Source organism: Paenibacillus hunanensis, from assembly GCF_034055775.1.
Classification (GTDB): Bacteria; Bacillota; Bacilli; order Paenibacillales; family Paenibacillaceae; genus Saccharibacillus; species Saccharibacillus hunanensis.
Map to the genome: position 1 here is coordinate 1,708,608 of NZ_CP139194.1, position 19,493 is coordinate 1,728,100.

A 19,493-nucleotide genomic window follows, 5' to 3' on the forward strand; every position below is an offset into this window, starting at 1 on the left:
AGTCGCATGAGCAGAAGCCATATAAGAATAGGAATGATTTGACTTTTTACTGGAACGTTATGCAAGGCAGACGTATAATAGGACTGTTGTTGCAAAATGAAAACCGTTCGGGGATCGGTAGCCTGAAATGGACATGAATGATGTGCCGTCAGACTGCGCTGCCCCGCACAGTCGGAGGAATGAGTAGTGAGAATAGAGAAAGATTTTCTGGGCACCAAAGAAGTTCCCGATGAGGCGTATTATGGCATTCAGACCCTGCGTGCAGTAGAGAACTTTCCGATTACTGGACAGAAGCTGCATCCTGAATTGATCCGTGCGATGGCAATGGTCAAAAAAGGAGCGGCACTGGCGAATATGGAGCTGTCCCGTCTGTATGGACCAAAAGGCGAAGCGATTGTACAGGCAGCCGATGAGATTCTGGAAGGTCGCTGGATTGACCAGTTTATCGTCGATCCGATTCAGGGTGGTGCTGGAACATCGATCAATATGAATACGAATGAAGTGATTGCGAACCGTGCGCTTGAGATTATGGGTAAGGAAAAAGGCGCATACGTTGATATTAGTCCGAATAACCATGTGAATATGGCGCAATCTACCAATGATGCATTCCCGACAGCGATTCATATCGCTACACTGTCTATGATCGAGAAGCTGCTCGTAGCGATGCGTGAGCTACAGCAATCGTTCCAGACCAAAGCAGATGAATTTGATACGGTTATTAAAATGGGTCGTACGCATTTACAGGATGCTGTGCCGATTCGTCTTGGTCAGGAGTTCCAATCTTATGCACGCGTGCTTGGTCGTGACATTCAGCGTGTAGAGAATACACGCGAGAATCTGCTACATATTAATATGGGCGCAACCGCAGTCGGTACAGGTCTGAATGCGGATCGCCGCTATATTGTGCGTGTAGCCGAGATTCTAGCAGACATTAGTGGCTTCCCACTGGCAGCATCCGATCATCTGGTCGATGCTACGCAAAATACCGATGCCTACACCGAGGTATCGGCTGCACTAAAAATCTGCATGATGAACATGTCCAAAGTGGCAAATGATATTCGTCTGATGGCTTCCGGCCCCTATGCAGGCTTGAATGAGCTGAACTTGCCAGCACGTCAGCCAGGCTCCTCGATCATGCCGGGTAAAGTCAATCCAGTGATGTGTGAAGTGATTAACCAGATTGCCTTCCAGGTCATCGGTAACGATAATACGATCTGCCTTGCATCTGAAGCTGGACAGCTTGAGTTGAACGTTATGGAGCCAGTACTGGTGTATAATCTGTTGCAATCGCTGGAAATTATGAAGCAGGGCTTCACCGTGTTCCGCTTGCATTGCATCGATGGTATTCAGGCCAATGTCGAGCGTTGCCGTCAGTATGTGGAGCGTAGCGTCGGTGTCATTACTGCACTCAACCCACATCTGGGCTATGAGGTGGTATCCCGTATTGCGCGTGAAGCGATTCAAACGGGCAAATCAGTACGTGAGCTGTGCTTGCTGTACAACGTATTGACCGAGGAAGAACTGAACATTATTCTTGATCCGTATCAGATGACCGAGCCGGGTATTGCTGGCGAAGAGCTGCTGCATAAGGATTAAGACTAGCGATAGCATCATATTTTGCTAAGCCATGTATACGGTATTGCTTAGCCAATACAGTTTGCTTTCAGGCAAGCTATAGTGAATAAAAGTATCCTATACAGGCACTCGTCAAAAGGCTATTCCTTCAATGGAATAGCCTTTTTTACATGGTTCTGTCATTTTCGCATCTTACTGGCAAATATGTTATAGTGCATGTAGGCATCTGGCTGTATACGTTTACTTGCACAGATCATGCATGTCATTTTATCGAAAACGTATCGACAAGCCTTATTTTACGTGCCCTGTGCAGTATTCTATCATTCAGAACGGAGGGATAGCTAAGTAACTCATTGAAACAGAGCTTGTACATTGTGGACAGAGAGGAAGGATATTAATGAAGATGAAACGTTACCTGCTACAATCAACGATTGGAATTGGCGTGAGTGCAGCACTGCTAAGTGGAAGCGTATGGCTTCCAGCTGCAAGTCATGCACCGGTTGCCAGTGCCGCGGCATCCTCCGGCGTCGATGTAACCTCCAGTATGGAGAAATTAGGACAGCCATTCAAGGGCGGTCCTTATGCACGTAATGTATGGGATATGCAGGTGTATGATGGCAAAATCTATCTGGGTAGTGGGAACAGCAGTAATTCCGGGCCGTCGCCTAATGCTGGGCCTGTGCCGATTATTTACTTTGATCCATCCAGCAATAAGTTTGTAACCGAAAAAGTGGTATCGACAGACAGCAAGACAGGCAAGTCGGTCACACGCGAGCTGACTGCGGATGAGCAGATCGATACGTTTAAAATTTTGAAGGGTAAGCTGTACATACCGGGGAACGATTCGGTCGTACCGGGCTGGAAATACGGCAACTTCTACGAATTAGGCAAGGATAGCTGGACGGAGTATCAAAATATTCCTGATGCCCTGCACGTTTACGACATGGCGTACTATCAGGGGAAGATGTTCGCTGCTGTTGGCACGGAGGATAGCCCGGTCGTGATGATGTCCGGTGATGACGGCAAGACATGGGAGCAATTTGCCCGTATTGATGGTTATGGTAGCCGTGCGTATAAATTCTTCCAATTCAAAGGTAAGCTATACGCCGCCGCGATCATTATGCCAGACAACAAAATCTGGGGTGACGAGACCCATGTACTCGCAATTGATAAAAATCTAAAGGCAACACAGGAAAAAGTAAATGGTAAAAATATCTTGCCTGGCATGACCTTTGTGCAGGAAGCAGGTAAAACGCCATACAGCCGAATTAGTAAAACGGTCGTTGTGAACAATAAGCTCGTCTATATTGCTGGTGAGTTATACAATGATTCACAAACGATGCCAGAAGCGTTAATCGCAGCTAGTGATGTGAATAATGGCAAGCGTGTAGAGCTACCAGATGCCAAGGCAATTCCAACCGATATGATCGTGCGTAATAATGTACTGTATGTGCTCACGTATACGAAGCAAGCGGATGGAAGCTATATGAATCGTGTGTACAAAACACGCAATGTAAATCAATGGTATCCGGTGCTGCAATTCAAGCAGAGTACCTATGCCAAATCACTTGAAGAGCTGAATGGCGACTTTTACTTTGGTCTTGGTACAGATACCGAGCCGCTTGCCGAATCAGCTGGTCAGATTCTGCGTGTAAAGGCTGCTGCACTGAAATGATCAAGAAGCTGTGATGCATCTTTATGGAATACATCTTTATAAATGATTTAGATTCGCTATCTTTGACTGAGCTATACGCTTTGAATGAATAATCGGTACAGGATATCAGATCGTTCCGTTACTAGAGCATATTATCTTATGTATCGACAATAGAATAGACGAACAATAAGCCGTCTGTTGTCACATTTTATTGTGACAGACAGACGGCTTATTGTTATTATACTGCTGCTTGCCCTCAGGATGCAGATTAATCGGCGGTGCAATTTTACGTGGCAGCATAAGTCCAAGTCGCTGTAGCTCCTGCAAAATGCAGCGCACATGATAACGATAGATCATTAGTAGGTCTTCACCATGAGAGGTGAGCGGGCGAGAGGACGTAAACTGCACATCCAGCTTATTCGCTGTCTCTAATGAAGGCTCATCTGTTAGCAGCCTGAGCTGACGCATATGAGAGTACGTATTATGATAAATATCGATCTCTTCCTCCAGATGCTCCATCATCGTGCGCTTTTTCTTATTCAGATGGAATTCAGACGTATAGGTGTCATACACCTTTTCCAGCTCGGACATGTCCGCTTTCAGTGAGCTAATATGAACACCACCACCCTGACCGAGTAGCTCATGTGCAAGCTGAGTTAAATGCCGACGCAGAATTTTGCGTCGATGCTCCATTTGACGCTCATGCTTGGGCGGAAAGACGAGATAATTCACCGCCACTGCCACACCGATACCGATCAGCGTATCGATCACCCGATTCATTCCATAAAACCATGGACTTTCACCGGGCTGCAAATTGAGCATAATTGCGAGAAAGACGATACTGGCGATCGAGATTGATTTATTCCATTGCAGCAGATTACAAATATAAATCACAACGACAATCCCAATCGCCGAGAAGAAGGCACTGTACGGATCGATCAGCGCAAAGGCAAGGCCGCAGATCGCACCTACAATCGTACCCATCACTCGATTTTTGCCGACCGTGTAGGAGTTGGTCACTGAATTTTCCATGGCAATGATCGTAGCGATTACCGCATAAAATGGATATTGCAGATGAAGTGCCTGTGAGATGAACAGACAGATAAACACCGCAAGTGCTGTTTTAATATTGCGCATACCAATAGCGTATTTCATAGCAACAATCGTTTCCTTCCTATATTCCGTTTATTCCGTTTGAATCATGAGGATTTATACTATAAAGGATTACCCGTTTATTGTCTATGTGGTTAATCTCAGTGTAGAATATTTGTGTAAAATTGATATTTTTGATTTTTAGCAATTTAATTTACATAAAGGTAATTGCAATTTTTACATAGGTATGTTATTATTTGATATGTCAATGATTGATGGGTCACATAATATGGACTGCATCGATCAGGCTGGCCAGAAAGGAGTGGAGACTTGTGTCAACTTCCACCACAGATGAGGTTTTCAATCAGATACAGAGTCTTCAACGTCAACTGGCCTGCACCTTTGAGAAATGCGCGGGCATTAGCGCTTCGCGCCTGCAATTGCTCTGTCAGCTATCCCATACTGAAGAGATTAGCCAAAGCTCGTTGCAGAAGCTAGTCGGTATTGATCATGCCGCGATTACGCGACATCTCAAGCAATTGGAGGCTGAGCAGGTGGTCGTACGTCGGAATAATCCAGACGATAATCGCATCACACTCGTACAGCTGACTGATCTTGGTCGCGAGCGTATCATCGCTTTTCGTGAAGAACGAGAGCAGTTTGTTGCGCGCATGTTTCATGGCTTTCATGCAGGGGAGCAGGAGCAGTTGCTGGATATGCTACAGCGCTTGAACGCTAATATTAGCGGAGCGATGAAGCTGTAAGCAGCATCCCACAGAATGATAAATAGAGGAGAGAATTCATATGACAACAACTAATACTGTAAACAAAACCAATGATTTTAACAAAATCGCGCTGGAACGCCGTTCCATTAAGAGCTACGATCCATCCGTAAAAATTAGTCGTGAGGAAATGAACGAAATCCTGACTGAAGCTACACGTGCACCATCTTCGATCAACCTGCAACCTTGGCGCTTCCTTGTCATCGAAAGTGAAGAAGCTAAAGCAAAACTGCTGCCACTGGCGAAATTCAACAGCCATCAAGTGGAAACAGCAGCAGCTGTTATCGCTATTTTCGGCGATCTGAAGCATGAACAAAATGCAGAATACATTTTTGACAAAGCGGTAGAACTGGGCTATATGCCAGCAGAAGTAAAAGAACGCCAGCTTCCATTTGCACTGGGTTACTATGAAAACCTGTCTGAGCAAGCTCGTAAAGACATCGCTATGATCGACAGCGGTCTGGTTGCGATGCAAATGATGCTCGTTGCACGTGCACACGGCTACGATACAAACCCAATCGGTGGTTATGAAAAAGACCAGATCGCAGAAGTATTCGGTATGGACAAAGACCGTTATGTGCCTGTCATGCTGCTAAGCATGGGTAAAGCAGCGAACGAAGGCTACCCTTCGATGCGTCTGCCACTGGATATGGTTGCTGAATTTAAATAAGAGTGAAGTGATCCTAAGCTGATCCCCTTCATCTTGGAATAATAAAACGCCCTGCTATGGCTAGCTTGCGCTCTGTTTCTGGATATCCAGAAATGGAGCACAAGCCGCCAGGCAGGGCGTTTTTGCTATTGAGAAAAGAGTGGGCAATGATCGAAAAGGTCGAGTAGATGTATTACAAAAATGAATACGAGGACAGCTCATCATACACAATAAAGTCACCGTACAGAGTAGAGCGCCGATCATGCTAAAGATGCTATAGGCTATACTAGCGATTTTATCCAGATCACTAGCATACCGACATACTCTTTGCAGGCTGTTCCAGTCGAGCTTATGGAACTTCCAGATGGGGAGAACTTGCCTGCATACATTGAACCAGGCTGACTCACCCAGTAATCCGTCGGATAAGGCTGCACCTTCATGCCAGCGCGCTCAAATTCCATCACAGATCGTGGCATATGAAAGGCAGAGGTGATCAGCAGCGGCTTACTCCAGCTATGCTGCTTTAATAGCTGCGCTGTATTATCGGCATTTTGCGCCGTATTCAGTGAACGATTTTCTGCGTATACATCCTGTGGAGGAACACCCATACCGATCAGCTGACGCCGCGCAATATCGGCTTCATTGCCGCTATCCGCAAATACCTGCCCACCAGAGAAAATAATCGGTAGCCCTGTTTGTCGATACAGTCGTACCGCTGTAATCAGACGATTGCCTGCTGCACCTGACAGATTGCCTTCGCCATCGATATCCGGTGTACCACTGGTAGCACCGCCGCCCAGTACAACGATCACATCGCTTTGTATAGTAGTCGGGGGCGTATATTGGCGCTCCAGACTGCCAATAAATGCATCCGATACAAGTGGCGTCATACTGGCATATAGTAGCAGGTTAATGATCAACAAGGCGAATGCCTGCCTTGCTTGACGCTTGATCCCTAGCCAGACAGAGAGTGCTAATAGAAGCAATACGAATAGACCGGGTGGAAGCAGAAAGCTATAGAGAAATTTGATTATGTAGAGCATGAGCGCGTAGACACCGCCTTTGATAAGTTGTTCATGTGAGACGCTGTGGCCTGCTTATCATTGTACAACAAATAGAGGCTAAATAAAGTTTAGGATAGGCTGAGCGTGATGGAGAGGAGAAGGCTGGATGTACTGTACGGGTAAGTAGTATACACAAATAATGCTCTTAGCGATGGATAGCAAATCGAAGTATACTTACAAAAACAGCCTGTCCTACATCGTGTAGAGGACAGGCTGTTGAATGATCATTACGCTTGTTTTTTACGGAATTTGAACAGTGCGCTGATCAATAGCACGATCAGAAACGCTATACATGTACCAATACTAATCCGGTTATTCGCATCGAACAGGAACAGCACTGCAATCACTGCCAGTGTCAGAGCGGTTAATCCAGAAATGTAAGGATACCCCCAGATGCGGAACTGCGGCTGAACTGGATAGTTACGGCGCAGCTTGAGCTGGGACAGGCAAATGCTGATCCAGACGAGCAATACGACAAAGCCTGGTACAGCGATTAGAATGCTGAATACCTGATCCTGTGCAATATAGGCGAGCCATGCACCGATTAGCAATACGATCGCACATAGCACAAGACTGTTGATCGGTACGCCGCGTCGATTGGTACGAGCTAACAGAGCAGGCGCTTCATTATTGGTTGCCATCGAATGCAGCATCCGTGTGGCACCGTAGATACCAGAGTTGGCAGCCGACAATACGGCTGTAACCAGGATAAAGTTCATAATATGAGCTGCACCCTTCAAGCCTGTAGCTGTCAGCACCTGCACGAACGGGCTTTCCTGTCCGCTCAGCTGATTCCACGGAATCAATCCACAGATGATTAGAATCGGCAGTGTGTAGAACAACACGATCCGCAAAATAAAGCTTTTCACAATGCGAGGCAATACTTTAGCAGCATCCGGTGTTTCATTAAGCGTGAGACCAATCAGCTCGGAGCCACCATACGAAAACATAACGACTAGAAGCGCCGATACGATCGCCATCCAGCCATTTGGCAAAAAGCCGCCGTGTGCCGTAAAGTTGCTCAAATATGGTGTATCATTACTTGGAATAATGCCAAACAGCAGACATGCACCAAGGATAATAAACACAATAATCATCGCAATTTTGATACCGGCAAGCCAGAATTCTAGCTCACCGAGTCGTCCTACACTCAGCAGATTGACGAGCAGAACGAAGATCGCACTTGCAAGACTGAGCACCCAGAGTGGTGTGTCGGCAAACCAGAACTGCAAAAAGCTCCCGGCAGCGATAACCTCAATCACGCAAACCGCCAGCCACATAAAGCAGTACAACCATCCGACGATAAATGCCAGACGCTGACCGAAGGCAAGCGAGATAAAGTCTTTCATATTGCGGTTCGGGTACACGGTTGCCATCTCGGCAATCGCACCCATCACGACCAGCAGCAGCAAGCCAGCAAAAATATACGTGAAAATAACGCCGGGCCCTGCGAGACCAATCGTGTCGGAACTACCTTTAAAAATACCAGTTCCGATGACTCCACCCATCGCCATAAACGTAATGTGACGAGGCAGAAGCCGTTTTTGTAATGATGCTTCCGGGGTTGCCTTCAAACTAAAATCCTCCTTAATCAAGCTACAATAGTAATGCTTTAAATCAATCCAGTAATACTATCTTACCTGATTATCGGTTTTTCTAACACTGAATGAGATATTATTTTTAATATTTAACGCATTGGAATAAATTGGATTAGTCCTAAGTCTTCATGTACCGTGTAGACAATCGGCTGCTAACTCAAAGCTGTGCCAGCTTTTGCTCGTCCAGCTCTAAAAGCACCGGACAATGATCACTGCCCATAATTTCAACATCAATCTGGGCATCAACCAGACAAGGCGCTAACCGTTTGGAAGCAAGGAAATAGTCGATACGCCAGCCAATATTGCGTTCGCGTACCTTTGCCATATATGACCACCAGCTATATACATCGCTACGTTGGGGGTAGAAGTAGCGGAACGTATCGATAAATCCAGATTCCAGCAGCAAAGACATTTTGCCGCGTTCTTCATGCGTAAAGCCGGAATTGCCAATATTAGAACGTGCATTTTTGAGATCGATTTCCTGATGAGCTACGTTTAGATCGCCGCAAATGATGACAGGCTTGATCTGATCAAGCTGTATCACATAATGGCGAAACCGATCCTCCCATTCCAGACGATACGGTAGACGCAGCAGATCGCGACGTGCGTTAGGTGTATACACATTAATCAGATAAAAATGCTGAAATTCCAGTGTCAGCATGCGTCCTTCTTCCTCATAATCCTCCTCCATCCCGTAGCGCACAGATAGGGGTTCCACACGCGTAAAGACAGCGGTGCCGGAATAGCCCTTTTTCACGGCATAATTCCAGTAAGGAAAATACGCGTCACCATGATCTAGCTCAATCTGTCCAGCTTGCAGCTTCGTTTCCTGTAGACAGAAAATATCCGCATCTATTGCGGTGAAATAATCGTTAAATCCTTTTTTAACAGCGGCACGCAGGCCGTTTACATTCCATGATACGAGCTTCATTATCTAACTTCTCCCTTATGCATACAATCTATAGAGCCTATTTTAGATGCAGACAGAGCTGCATGTAGACCGATTGGCTTATTGTAACATGTCTGCGTGATCGTCGAAATGAAGGATCGGTGAAGATGAATGGGGGAACAAGCGTGTCTGGCGAATAACAAAAGATAATATAAAATAACAGGGAGTAGCAAAAGAGTAGTGCGAGGGTAATGAAGGAGTAGTGAAAGAGTAGTGAAAGAGTAGTGAAAGAGTGGGAACACATGCTCTTATTTTTATTGACAATGTTGTAAGGCTCGGTTATAGTGAAATCAAATTGAATGCTGAGCGGGAGAAGCACCTCGCAGAAACGGTATAATGCCGATTCTGGAGGTGCTTTTTGTCGTTTATATGCTCAGATTCATCATGATGATGGATGATATTAAAGGAGGAATAAGCACCATGAAAATGAATTTGAAGTCGATGAAGCTTACGGAGACGGAGGCGCAGCAGGGCACGAATGAAGTAAGCATTCACCAATGTGACACGCAGAAAGAGCAAAAGATCACAATGCTACCATCCGCTAATTCAGCTACAGCCGCAGGTATGACCGGTGATCATATAATGAACAGAAGCAGCAGTATCAAAGCTAAAGCACGAGTAACGAGTCAAAGTCGTTTCATACATAAGCTAGCTATAGCTAGTCTATGCCTCATATTCTTTTTGACAGGTATGCCGCTTTCCGGAGTTCAAGCTGCCAGCTCTAGCTCAGCGATGAGCAGTATAGATACGCTGTACGATAGCATTACCGCCCTTGAGCGTGTGCTGGAGCTGCAAAATGTTCAAATTCGTGCGCTACGTCAGCAGAATAACGCCAGCCTGAAGGGCGTACAGGAGCGTATCCGTCAGCTGGATACATCTCGTCTGGCTACGATGCAGACCGCATTGAAGCAATTAGAAAATCGTCATGCACCGCTACTCAAGCGCTATGCCGATCTGGGCAAAAGAATTGCAGATGCACGTAAGAAAAAGGATGATCGCCATGTACAATCGCTATTATTAGAACGCAATGGGATTAAAACACAGGTCGAAGCAGCCCGCGCCGAGCTGAAAAATAAACGAATAGAGCTGGCAGCCGCACGCAAAGCAAGCACGGTTCGCAAGCAGCAATTACGAAGTCTGCTACAGCCTGTTCAAACCTTGAAGAAGCAAATCACCTCTGAAAATAAAGCCATCACTGCCGCATGGAAAATTCGTACCTCTGCACGCAAAGGTTATCATGCAGCTGTGCGTCAGGGGAATGCAGTAACTGCACTTGCTCATCTCACTGTAGTATATAAGCAGCTTGGTCAGGTACAGACATCACGTCAAAAAATACTAAACTGGGAGCAACAAATAACGAAGACGATTCAGACGGTTGCTTCTCGTCCAGATCTGACGAATGGATAGACTTCCAGCTAACAATATCGAATCCTGTGGATCACATCCGAGCTGCCATAGCCACCAATCTCAAGTTTCTAACCTGTGAACTGTGCAAGCATTATTGCTCAAAGTCCAGATTTTGCGGTGCTGCGGGTAGGTCAGCATCGGGATCAAGATGGGTCAGTGGCACATCTAGTCCGACCTCTTCAAAGCGTAAGCTGTCAATCCATACATGCCCTTTACCGACCAGCATCACGCCAAAGGCGATAATTGTACTTTCCGGTGGAATATCCAGTACAATCGCATAATGATTCCAATCACAGTCACCTGTGATCGGACGATTATGCATATTATCGAATTGCAGTACATTTTCATAGCGATCATCGACTCGCATCCATAGCCCACAGCTTTGCTGTACCGCACTTGTTTTCACAAAGCCAGAGAAGCGCATACGCTGCCCACGATAGGTATGGGCTTGAAATTGCTGCATCAATGTGCCAAACTGCTGCTCCTGTGTTGCCATCGAGAGAGCCTGATCCGTAGAAGGCGCGTACAGGTGAGCCGATTGGCGTCCCGTGTGAACCTGCGCTCCATCTAGCTCGATAGCGTAATGGTGCATAGAGGTTCCGCTTAAAAACCAGCCTTCAATCGGGGATTCAGATGGGGAAGTGTATGTCATGTTCATAGTCGATTCTCCTTTGCGATAGGTGAGAGTAGCGTCTTGCTGGAATAGCTTGCGATAACGTCCTGGGGGCAGAGCATATTCTTTTTTGAAGGCACGAGTAAAGGCTTCCTGACTTTCAAAGCCACATTGCATAGCAATATCCAAAATGCCCTGCTCAGTAGTGATAAGTAGCAGTGCCGACTGACATAATCGACGCTGCCGAATATAGTCAGCGATGCCTCTGCCTACCGCCCGACTGAACAAATGATGAAAGTAATTTGGGGCAAAGCCAACCTGTGCAGCAATATGCTGTAGACTAAGCTGCTCATGCAGATGGGCTTCGATATATTCGATACTATGCTGAATATGTTGGGTATGCTTCAATGTGCTCCACCTCCTTAGGCTGCTGGTGATGAGTCGAGTGATCAGATCGACGTTAACAGTTGATTAGACGATCAGCATGCAAAATTATAGCGGAATCTTTGCATGTAGAGCGGCTTTGCTACGAACAGCATATCAAAGCGATGTTGCTCAATTTTGATTATTTTTACGGAAAATAGAATCAATTTGTTCTTTTCGTGTTAATACATGATGGATACATAGAGATGCTGTAATTTTGCTTTTGGAAAAAAATCTGCTATACTGCTTTATGTTAATGACAAAATTGAAACTATTACGTGGGCATATACCTATTCAAACGTCCTTGAAAAATGTAACTACAGCCCCAGTTTAATTTGTCAATTTGCGGATAATGCTTGAAAATGATAGATAAACCAAGAATTGTTAGGTCTGTGGCAGGGAGATAGATGTATAGGGCTATGCTATACTGCTACCAGTAGGAGTACTTTACTGGCTCCATGATTTGTTCTTGAAGTTACAATATCGTCATTTTTGATTTCCAATTGATTAGTGAAGCTAGTGGCATTACGATTGCATGTATTGTAGCAGGCAAGTTCCGCTAACGGCGAATTTCGTATCTTCACATCCAGAACACAGCCAATCCGCACATTTATTACTGAATATGGAGGTTATACCGAACGATGAGAAAACTACCCGCTTTGATTGCATCCTGTGCCTGTGCAGTAGGCATTACTTTTTTAGCAGCTCCGGCAGATGCCGCTTTGCTGACGCAGGGAATGCGTAGCTCGGATGTGGTGCAATTGCAACGTCAGCTTGCTAATCATGGTTATTTTTATGCCAATACGACTGGCTATTATGGCAGCATCACCTCGAATGCTGTAAAACAATTTCAGCGTGACCATGGATTAAGTGTAGATGGTGTGGCTGGCCCTGCAACATTGTCCAAGCTGGGCACGAAGAGCAGTAGCGGCATCGTCACTGCAAGTGCATCCGCAAGCTCTGGCTCCAAAGGTACATATCGTGCTGATCAGGATTCACTCGATATTCTGGCCCATATTATTTATGGTGAAGCACGTGGGGAGTCCTTTGAAGGACAGGTAGCGGTTGGAGCGGTTGTGTTGAACCGTGTACAATCCGGTGAATTCCCGAATACGATCTGGGGTGTTGTGATGCAGCCTGGACAATTCACAGCTGTTGCTGATGGACAATATTACTTGAAGCCTAACAAAGCTGCCTATGATGCTGCAAGACAGGCGCTTCGTGGTGTTGATCCAACCAATGGCTCACTATATTACTATAACCCGCGTATCGCTACCTCTGAGTGGAGCATGCGCCGTCCGGCTGTGATTACGCTGGGACAACATATTTTCACTAACTGATATCATTAGCACCATCTAATGTGCAGTAGCAGGAATGATCTGCTCAAACTCAATTCATAAGCGTTATCCTAAGTGATTATGTATTACTTATATGTATTACCTAAACGATGTGAATGAATTTGTTGCATTGTATAATAGATTTCCGCCTCAGCTTTAGAGGTTATACGAAAAGGCCTTTCGTCCATGTGAAATATGGAGGAAAGGCCTTTTTTGTGATCCGTATTCAGTGATCCGTATTCAACCGATATCGCTAGGATGGATCATTTGTATGGATAATCCGTAGCTCTGATTAACTGCAATCACAATGAATCCATGCTAATTAGCTTCCGATCACCGTATTAGCACATCGTATTAACGCTTCAGGCTACGACCGTTGGTGCTGATCACTTCTTTATACCAGTGGAATGACTTTTTGCGATAACGTTCCAGTGTGCCTGATCCATCATCATGGCGATCAACGTAGATGTAGCCGTAGCGCTTTTTCAGCTGGGCAGAGGACGCACTGACAACGTCGATACAACCCCATGATGTAAAGCCCATCACTTCAACGCCATCTTCTACCGCTTCAGCAACCTGCACCAGATGGTCGTTCAAATATTGGATACGATAATCGTCTTCGACTGTTTTCTCGCCATCCGGGCCGGTTACCAGCTCATCGACGGCACCCAGTCCATTTTCAACGATAAAGAGCGGTTTTTGATAGCGATCATAAAACATATTGAGTACATAACGCAGTCCTTGTGGATCGATCTGCCAGCCCCATTCGCTTGCTTGCAGATAAGGGTTAGGCACGCCGCTGAACAGATTGCCCTGTCCTTCTTCTTTTTGGGAAGGATCAGCCGTTTCACAAATGCTGACATAGTAGCTAAACGAGATAAAGTCTACCGTATGCAGCAGCGTTTCCTCGTCGCCAGCTTCCATTTTGATCTCAATACCGTGCTCACGGAAGTAACGCTTCATGTAGCCAGGGTAGCGTCCACGTACATGTACATCGCCGAAGAAATAGTTTTTATGCTCTGCCTGCATTGCCGCAATCACATCATCCGGGTTCGGTGTAAGCGGATAAGTTGGCATACTCAGAATCATACAACCAATCTGTGCATCTGGAATGATCTCGTGACACAGCTTCACTGCTGTTGCACTGGCTACCAGCTCGTGGTGAATCGCTTGATACAGATCCTGCTTGCTCAGTTTATCCTTCGGAGTGTAAATACCGCCGCTCATAAATGGTGCTTCCAAAATCGAGTTGATCTCGTTGAATGTGAGCCAGTATTTTACTTTATCCTTATAGCGACGGAATACCGTTTCCGCGTAGCGTGCATAGAAGCCGATCAGCTTACGATTGACCCAGCCATCGTATTCTTTGGATAGATGCAGTGGTGTCTCATAGTGGGAAAGAGTAACAAGCGGCTGAATACCATATTTCAGACACTCATCAAATAGATCATCGTAGAACTGTAAGCCTTCTTCATTCGGTTCGGTTTCATCCCCTTTTGGGAAAATACGCGACCAGGCGATCGAAGTACGGAACACCTTGAAGCCCATCTCTGCAAACAGCTTCACATCTTCTTTGTAACGATGATAAAAATCAATACCCACTAGCTTCATATTGTCTTCTGTTGGAGTTTCAGTAATTGGCCCCATAACGCCCTTAGGTGCGACATCCTGGGTAGACCAGCCTTTACCATATTGATCAAATGCGCCTTCTGCCTGGTTGGCTGCAATCGCGCCACCCCAGAGAAAGCCATCTGGGAAATTCAGTACATTATTGTGAGAGTTACTCATGCTCAGCACTCCATTCATGGTCTGTTTTTTGTGCTACACTAATTAGCAGCACCGCATAAAAAGCGTAATCGTTGTAACGGGTTACATGTCAAGTATCATTTTGCGGTAAAATAAAAATGACCTGTGGAGTGCGATGACTATAGATTGTGACACCTCACCAAGTGGACGTATTTCACAACATACGTGATAGCAATAATTAAAGGAGATTGAGCAATGTCCAAGTTTGATCAAATTATAAAATTATCAGGCTACTCCAGAGCAACCGTCTCACGCGTCATTAATCATTCTCCTCATGTGAGCGATGAGGCAAGAGAGAAGATTACAGCGATTATGGAGCAGCTTAACTATATTCCGAACCGTAATGCAGTCTCATTATCGACCGGACAAACAAAGCAAATCGGTATGGTAATGGCGAATACAAGCGAGGTCGTGCTAGCATTTTTGGAGCGATTTATTGATATTGCGATGGATTATGGCTTTCAGACGATCATTTATACGACACGTGAGGATAAAGCGAGTGAGCTGCGTGCATTTGAGGATTTACGTAGTAAACGAGTGGATGGGCTGGTGATTATCACCTGTGTGAACGATCCGAAAATGCTAAAAACCTACTGCCAGTATGGACCCATCGTATCGTGGCAACGGATGGGCAATGATGAGATTCCATCAATTGCGATGGATCAGGGGATGGGCTATACGCTTGCGTTAGAGCATCTAGTAGCACGCGGCTATACGCGTATTGCTAATATGTTTGGTCGGTCAGACAGTCTGAATACGCGTAGCCGCCGCGAAGCTTATGAGCGCTTTATGGAAAGTCAGGGATTGCCGATAAGGCAGGATTGGTATCATTATTCGGTATTTACGAGCGCGAATGGAGAGCAGATGGTACACAAGCTTATGGCTGAGGGAGAGCTACCAGAGGCTGTATTATGTGCGAATGATTATGTAGCGATTGGCATGCTGTCAGAAGCGCGACGACAGGGACTACGTGTGCCAGAGCAGCTAGCGATTGTAGGATTTGACGATAGCGAGCTATCACGCACGCTGGGCATTACTACGATCCGTAATCCGATTGGCGATCAGGCAGTGCATGCTTTTTATCGATTATGGGAAGTGCTTGGACGTGAGCACATGGAGCCGAAGCGATTGGAATACGAGCTGATTGCTAGAGAGACAACATGATCGGTAGCTAGCAGATTACAGGCTCATATTCCCTCTAATTTATTATTTTTGCAATTGAATCAAGAAATCTGAAATTTTTGGCATCTTTTTGGGTAAGTAGACATTATAAATGATGCGCTTTTGTCGATATTAATAGTATTCGTTGCGGCAATGGTGTGTAAATGTCATGATCCAATATCAGCTTAAGAGACCGAATACGATTTCTTGAAGAGGGCGGGGATGTATGTGAAGCCGATTGCTGTACAGCCATACTACAAAATTGAGCGCAAACTGAATAGCACTGGACAGCAGTATTTAACTGACGAACGTGAGATGGTGCTATATGAGGATCGGCTCATCACCCATCGTCGCGAATTTCCTCTGATGGACGTTTTCGATATGTCCTATCGCAGACTCGGTGCTGGAGAAGGATTGTTCTACCTGCATACGAGCAAAGGTGTATTTTCATATACAATTCGGCATGATCCAGCACGATTCATTCGCGCATTTCAAGATCATGAGCGTTCGAAGCAACAGGTTAGAGTAAGGTGATTATTTTATAATCTAATAAGATCAATTTCGTAAATCATTTTAGAAGGCTTTTATTTCTCTATTTAATGTGGAGAGATAAAAGTCTTTTATTGTTTAATACTGCAATATACATATGATGATAGCATGAATAAAAATATATGGTTATTTTACACTTTAATTCCATATAATATATATCATCATATGAAGAAATGGGGTTATCACATGGCAGCACGATTTCGTAAAAGCTTTAAAATTGCTCCGGGTATTCGATTAAATGTAAGTAGTAAAAGTACAGGGCTGAGTTTTGGGGGCAAAGGTTTGCGTTATAGCATTAATTCGAGAACAGGCGCAAGAACTACGATAGGTGGCGTAACATTCTCATCTTCTAAACGAAAATATAACAGTAGTGCTTATAAAGCCAGAGAGCAATTACGCAAGCAGAAAGAACAGCAACGGGTTGAACAGTTGCAGCAGGCGCGTTATGAGGTAGCTCTGTTTGAAAATCAAATCGAACTTATTAAATCTATACATAAAGAATGCGATGAGATTATTCATTGGCATGATATTGCTGTATCATCAGCTCCTTTTACAAAAGGCATGGAGGGTCCTAATGAATCTCAGGCTCAACTGCTTCTCAATCAATATAAACCGAGTATGTTTAATAAAATTTTTAAAACAGAAGAGAAGCAAAGAAATAAGCTCGCCGATCAGGTGCAAGCTGCACGTCTTCAAGATCAGGAGGATTATGCAGAATGGGAAAAGATCAATCAGCTTGCGAAAAAGATCATAGTAGGGGATGAGGATTCTTTTTTTGTGGTTATTGAGGAAATGGCACCTCTTGACGATTTAAGTGAATTTGGCAGTGGCTTTGAATTTTTTGCAATCGATAAAGATACTATGGAAATCGATTTTCAGGTACATGGAGAGCATGTTGTACCTAAAGAACAGAAAACATTAACCAGCACAGGGAAACTGTCTGTGAAACCAATGAGTAAAACAGCCTACTATGATCTGGAACAGGACTATATATGTAGCTGTGCGCTTCGAATTGCAAGAGATATGTTTGCGATCTTACCTTTAAAATATGTATACATTAATGCTATTGATGAGCGTATGGATGCAGCTACTGGTCATAGCAAAGAAGTAACATTATTATCTGTGAAAATTGAAAAAGAAATACTAAATCGCTTGAATTTTGAACAAATTGACTGCTCAGATTCGATGCAAAATTTCGAACATCGTATGGTCTTGAAAAAGACACAGGGTCTGCAGCCTGTGAATCGACTAATTGAAAACTGAGCGTAAGAAAAAGCAGCCAGAACGATGCTTAACTCTCTGGCTGCTTTTTGTTCAATCAACACTACAGGCTTTTTATATAGAAATTCCAATATGCAACATTCCCCACACACTGTTCCATCATCCAAGCCCCAATACTTCTCACAAAATAAACCTGTTAGCAAGCTACCCTAACGCTCATTGTTACTGCGCCGTAAAGCCTCCATCAATCGGCACAACGACACCATTAATATAGCTTGCACGCTCGCTCAGCAGGAAAGCGACCAGGTCAGCGATCTCTTCGGGTTGACCGAGGCGGCGCTGAGGAATAGCAGCTTCGACGGCTTGGAAGGTTTCTGGATTGTCCTGACGATATTGCTTCACCATTGGCGTTTCGGTTGTACCGGGAGCGATTGCGTTAATACGGATATTTTGAGCTGCGTATTCGACTGCAATCGTTTTGGTGATACCAATCAAGCCATGCTTGGTTGCAGAATACGAGCCCACTGTAGCTTGACCGACTAGACCTGCTGTAGAGGAGGTGTTCACGATCGCACCGCCACCGTTTTGCAGCATAACCTCCAGTACATATTTCAAACCGTACAGACCACCGAGCAAATTAATACCGATCACCTGCTCAATCTGTTCGATCGTATTATCGGCGAATTTGGTACCAGGGCCAGAAATTCCGGCATTATTGAAAAACATATCGATTTTGCCAAATGTAGCTACTGTCTCATCAACATAACGCTTCACATCTTCAGCCTTGCTCACATCAGCTTGTACAAATAGCGCCTTCACGCCTTTGGCTTCCAGCTGAGCGACTGCGGCAAGTCCTGCTTGTTCCGAAATATCGACGATGGTTGAGTTCACTCCAGCCTCAGCTAGCTTGAGTGCTGTCGCTAATCCAAGACCGCTCGCCCCACCGGTAATGATTGCTACTTTGTTTTGAGTTGTATCCATATGTATAGCCTCCTATTCCAATTATCCATCCAATTGAGTAGTCTTCCGTAGCACATCGAGTATGAATCGTATCCACCGATCTATATGACTCGATTCACAATAAGCGAGGTCATACTTACTACGAAATAACGATATGTATATTATGAAAGACATGGTCTTAAAATACAAATAAATATGCAATTACATTAGTTGCATTACTAAGCCCCATTATGAGTATATCTCTATAATTTCTATAAAATACTTTATAACAAGTTGTTAGATGAATTGAAAAGGGGATGATCTATGTAATCGATTAGAAAGGTCTATACAATTAACTGGCAACATGTATACCTATTGATTAGCCTTAAAACCTTTTTTTATCACGAATGCTTTTTTATAAAAAATGTTCAGAAAGAATGGACTGTACAATCTAGCCAGTACAGCTATATACAGAGGAAAAATGATCACACGAGGCGAACAGAAAGGCGAGAGAGAGAAAATCGTCATACCCTACATGAAGACAGCGTACTAAAACAAGCTGTCAAAACAATCTGCATAAGCTACCAAGACAAGCCGACAGACTCATTCACAAAACAACTCATCAAACAGCCGACCAGCCATTTGTTCATTCGTATCATTTCGTGGAATACAGA

The 19,493-nt window shown here is 44.7% G+C and carries 16 protein-coding genes; 9 read left to right on the plus strand and 7 right to left on the minus strand.

Annotation, left to right across the window (positions count from 1 at the left end; translation table 11 throughout):
* Positions 1-186: 186 nt before the first annotated feature.
* Positions 187-1,596 carry an aspartate ammonia-lyase gene (gene aspA, locus SK066_RS06905; RefSeq protein WP_188776228.1) on the plus strand — a complete coding sequence of 470 codons (1,410 nt, stop codon included), beginning with the start codon at positions 187-189 and terminating at the stop codon, positions 1,594-1,596.
* Positions 1,597-1,972: 376 nt separating this feature from the next.
* Positions 1,973-3,250: a hypothetical protein gene (locus SK066_RS06910; RefSeq protein WP_320544129.1), complete on the plus strand. Its 1,278-nt coding sequence runs from the start codon at positions 1,973-1,975 to the stop codon at positions 3,248-3,250.
* A 180-nt stretch (positions 3,251-3,430) separates the two neighbouring features.
* Here the strand turns inward: SK066_RS06910 and SK066_RS06915 are convergent, their stop codons facing one another.
* Positions 3,431-4,384, minus strand: coding sequence for an FUSC family protein (locus SK066_RS06915; RefSeq protein ID WP_320544130.1), 954 nt, complete (start codon positions 4,382-4,384; stop codon positions 3,431-3,433).
* A 269-nt stretch (positions 4,385-4,653) separates the two neighbouring features.
* Between SK066_RS06915 and SK066_RS06920 the strand changes: the two genes are divergently transcribed.
* Entirely contained in the window at positions 4,654-5,085 is a 432-nt protein-coding gene (locus SK066_RS06920) for a MarR family winged helix-turn-helix transcriptional regulator (protein WP_320544131.1), read from the plus strand.
* A 40-nt stretch (positions 5,086-5,125) separates the two neighbouring features.
* Positions 5,126-5,773: a nitroreductase family protein gene (locus tag SK066_RS06925; RefSeq protein ID WP_188776232.1), complete on the plus strand. Its 648-nt coding sequence runs from the start codon at positions 5,126-5,128 to the stop codon at positions 5,771-5,773.
* Between the two features lie 260 nt (positions 5,774-6,033).
* Here the strand turns inward: SK066_RS06925 and SK066_RS06930 are convergent, their stop codons facing one another.
* The 3 genes from SK066_RS06930 to SK066_RS06940 all read right to left on the minus strand — a co-directional run bounded on the left by SK066_RS06930 (position 6,034) and on the right by SK066_RS06940 (position 9,345).
* Positions 6,034-6,795, minus strand: coding sequence for a YdcF family protein (locus SK066_RS06930; RefSeq protein WP_320544132.1), 762 nt, complete (start codon positions 6,793-6,795; stop codon positions 6,034-6,036).
* A 248-nt stretch (positions 6,796-7,043) separates the two neighbouring features.
* Positions 7,044-8,330 carry an amino acid permease gene (locus tag SK066_RS06935; protein WP_320544822.1) on the minus strand — a complete coding sequence of 429 codons (1,287 nt, stop codon included), beginning with the start codon at positions 8,328-8,330 and terminating at the stop codon, positions 7,044-7,046.
* A gap of 241 nt (positions 8,331-8,571) precedes the next feature.
* A complete protein-coding gene (locus SK066_RS06940) occupies positions 8,572-9,345 on the minus strand; it encodes an exodeoxyribonuclease III (protein WP_320544133.1) in 774 nt (257 codons plus the stop codon).
* Between the two features lie 438 nt (positions 9,346-9,783).
* On the opposite strand from SK066_RS06940, the gene SK066_RS06945 reads away from it, so the two are divergent.
* Positions 9,784-10,770 carry a hypothetical protein gene (locus SK066_RS06945; RefSeq protein ID WP_320544134.1) on the plus strand — a complete coding sequence of 329 codons (987 nt, stop codon included), beginning with the start codon at positions 9,784-9,786 and terminating at the stop codon, positions 10,768-10,770.
* A 91-nt stretch (positions 10,771-10,861) separates the two neighbouring features.
* Here the strand turns inward: SK066_RS06945 and SK066_RS06950 are convergent, their stop codons facing one another.
* Positions 10,862-11,791: a helix-turn-helix transcriptional regulator gene (locus SK066_RS06950; RefSeq protein ID WP_320544135.1), complete on the minus strand. Its 930-nt coding sequence runs from the start codon at positions 11,789-11,791 to the stop codon at positions 10,862-10,864.
* 656 nt (positions 11,792-12,447) lie between these two features.
* Here SK066_RS06950 and SK066_RS06955 point away from each other — a divergent pair.
* Positions 12,448-13,146 (plus strand): cell wall hydrolase, encoded by a 699-nt coding sequence (locus SK066_RS06955; RefSeq protein WP_188776239.1) that lies wholly within the window; start codon positions 12,448-12,450, stop codon positions 13,144-13,146.
* A gap of 351 nt (positions 13,147-13,497) precedes the next feature.
* On the opposite strand, the gene SK066_RS06960 is transcribed toward SK066_RS06955, so the two are convergent.
* Positions 13,498-14,931 carry a glycoside hydrolase family 1 protein gene (locus SK066_RS06960; RefSeq protein WP_188776240.1) on the minus strand — a complete coding sequence of 478 codons (1,434 nt, stop codon included), beginning with the start codon at positions 14,929-14,931 and terminating at the stop codon, positions 13,498-13,500.
* A gap of 213 nt (positions 14,932-15,144) precedes the next feature.
* Here SK066_RS06960 and SK066_RS06965 point away from each other — a divergent pair, with 213 nt between their 5' ends.
* The 3 genes from SK066_RS06965 to SK066_RS06975 all read left to right on the plus strand — a co-directional run bounded on the left by SK066_RS06965 (position 15,145) and on the right by SK066_RS06975 (position 17,922).
* The gene (locus SK066_RS06965) at positions 15,145-16,113 is read left to right on the plus strand and encodes a LacI family DNA-binding transcriptional regulator (protein WP_320544136.1); all 969 of its coding nucleotides are present in this window, start codon (positions 15,145-15,147) and stop codon (positions 16,111-16,113) included.
* 219 nt (positions 16,114-16,332) lie between these two features.
* A complete protein-coding gene (locus tag SK066_RS06970; protein ID WP_320544137.1) occupies positions 16,333-16,644 on the plus strand; it encodes a hypothetical protein in 312 nt (103 codons plus the stop codon).
* 201 nt (positions 16,645-16,845) lie between these two features.
* Entirely contained in the window at positions 16,846-17,922 is a 1,077-nt protein-coding gene (locus tag SK066_RS06975) for a DUF4236 domain-containing protein (protein ID WP_320544138.1), read from the plus strand.
* A 180-nt stretch (positions 17,923-18,102) separates the two neighbouring features.
* Here SK066_RS06975 and SK066_RS06980 read toward each other — a convergent pair whose 3' ends face one another.
* Entirely contained in the window at positions 18,103-18,861 is a 759-nt protein-coding gene (locus SK066_RS06980) for an SDR family NAD(P)-dependent oxidoreductase (RefSeq protein WP_320544139.1), read from the minus strand.
* Positions 18,862-19,493 lie beyond the last annotated feature (632 nt).

Coding starts and splice junctions, on each gene's coding strand:
- SK066_RS06910 (WP_320544129.1), top strand. CDS start 1,973: ATGAAGATGAAACGTTACCTGCTACAATCAACGATTGGAATTGGCGTG.
- SK066_RS06915 (WP_320544130.1), bottom strand. CDS start 4,384: ATGAAATACGCTATTGGTATGCGCAATATTAAAACAGCACTTGCGGTG.
- SK066_RS06925 (WP_188776232.1), top strand. CDS start 5,126: ATGACAACAACTAATACTGTAAACAAAACCAATGATTTTAACAAAATC.
- SK066_RS06930 (WP_320544132.1), bottom strand. CDS start 6,795: ATGCTCTACATAATCAAATTTCTCTATAGCTTTCTGCTTCCACCCGGT.
- SK066_RS06935 (WP_320544822.1), bottom strand. CDS start 8,330: ATGGCGATGGGTGGAGTCATCGGAACTGGTATTTTTAAAGGTAGTTCC.
- SK066_RS06940 (WP_320544133.1), bottom strand. CDS start 9,345: ATGAAGCTCGTATCATGGAATGTAAACGGCCTGCGTGCCGCTGTTAAA.
- SK066_RS06945 (WP_320544134.1), top strand. CDS start 9,784: ATGAAAATGAATTTGAAGTCGATGAAGCTTACGGAGACGGAGGCGCAG.
- SK066_RS06955 (WP_188776239.1), top strand. CDS start 12,448: ATGAGAAAACTACCCGCTTTGATTGCATCCTGTGCCTGTGCAGTAGGC.
- SK066_RS06960 (WP_188776240.1), bottom strand. CDS start 14,931: ATGAGTAACTCTCACAATAATGTACTGAATTTCCCAGATGGCTTTCTC.
- SK066_RS06965 (WP_320544136.1), top strand. CDS start 15,145: ATGTCCAAGTTTGATCAAATTATAAAATTATCAGGCTACTCCAGAGCA.
- SK066_RS06970 (WP_320544137.1), top strand. CDS start 16,333: ATGTATGTGAAGCCGATTGCTGTACAGCCATACTACAAAATTGAGCGC.
- SK066_RS06975 (WP_320544138.1), top strand. CDS start 16,846: ATGGCAGCACGATTTCGTAAAAGCTTTAAAATTGCTCCGGGTATTCGA.
- SK066_RS06980 (WP_320544139.1), bottom strand. CDS start 18,861: ATGGATACAACTCAAAACAAAGTAGCAATCATTACCGGTGGGGCGAGC.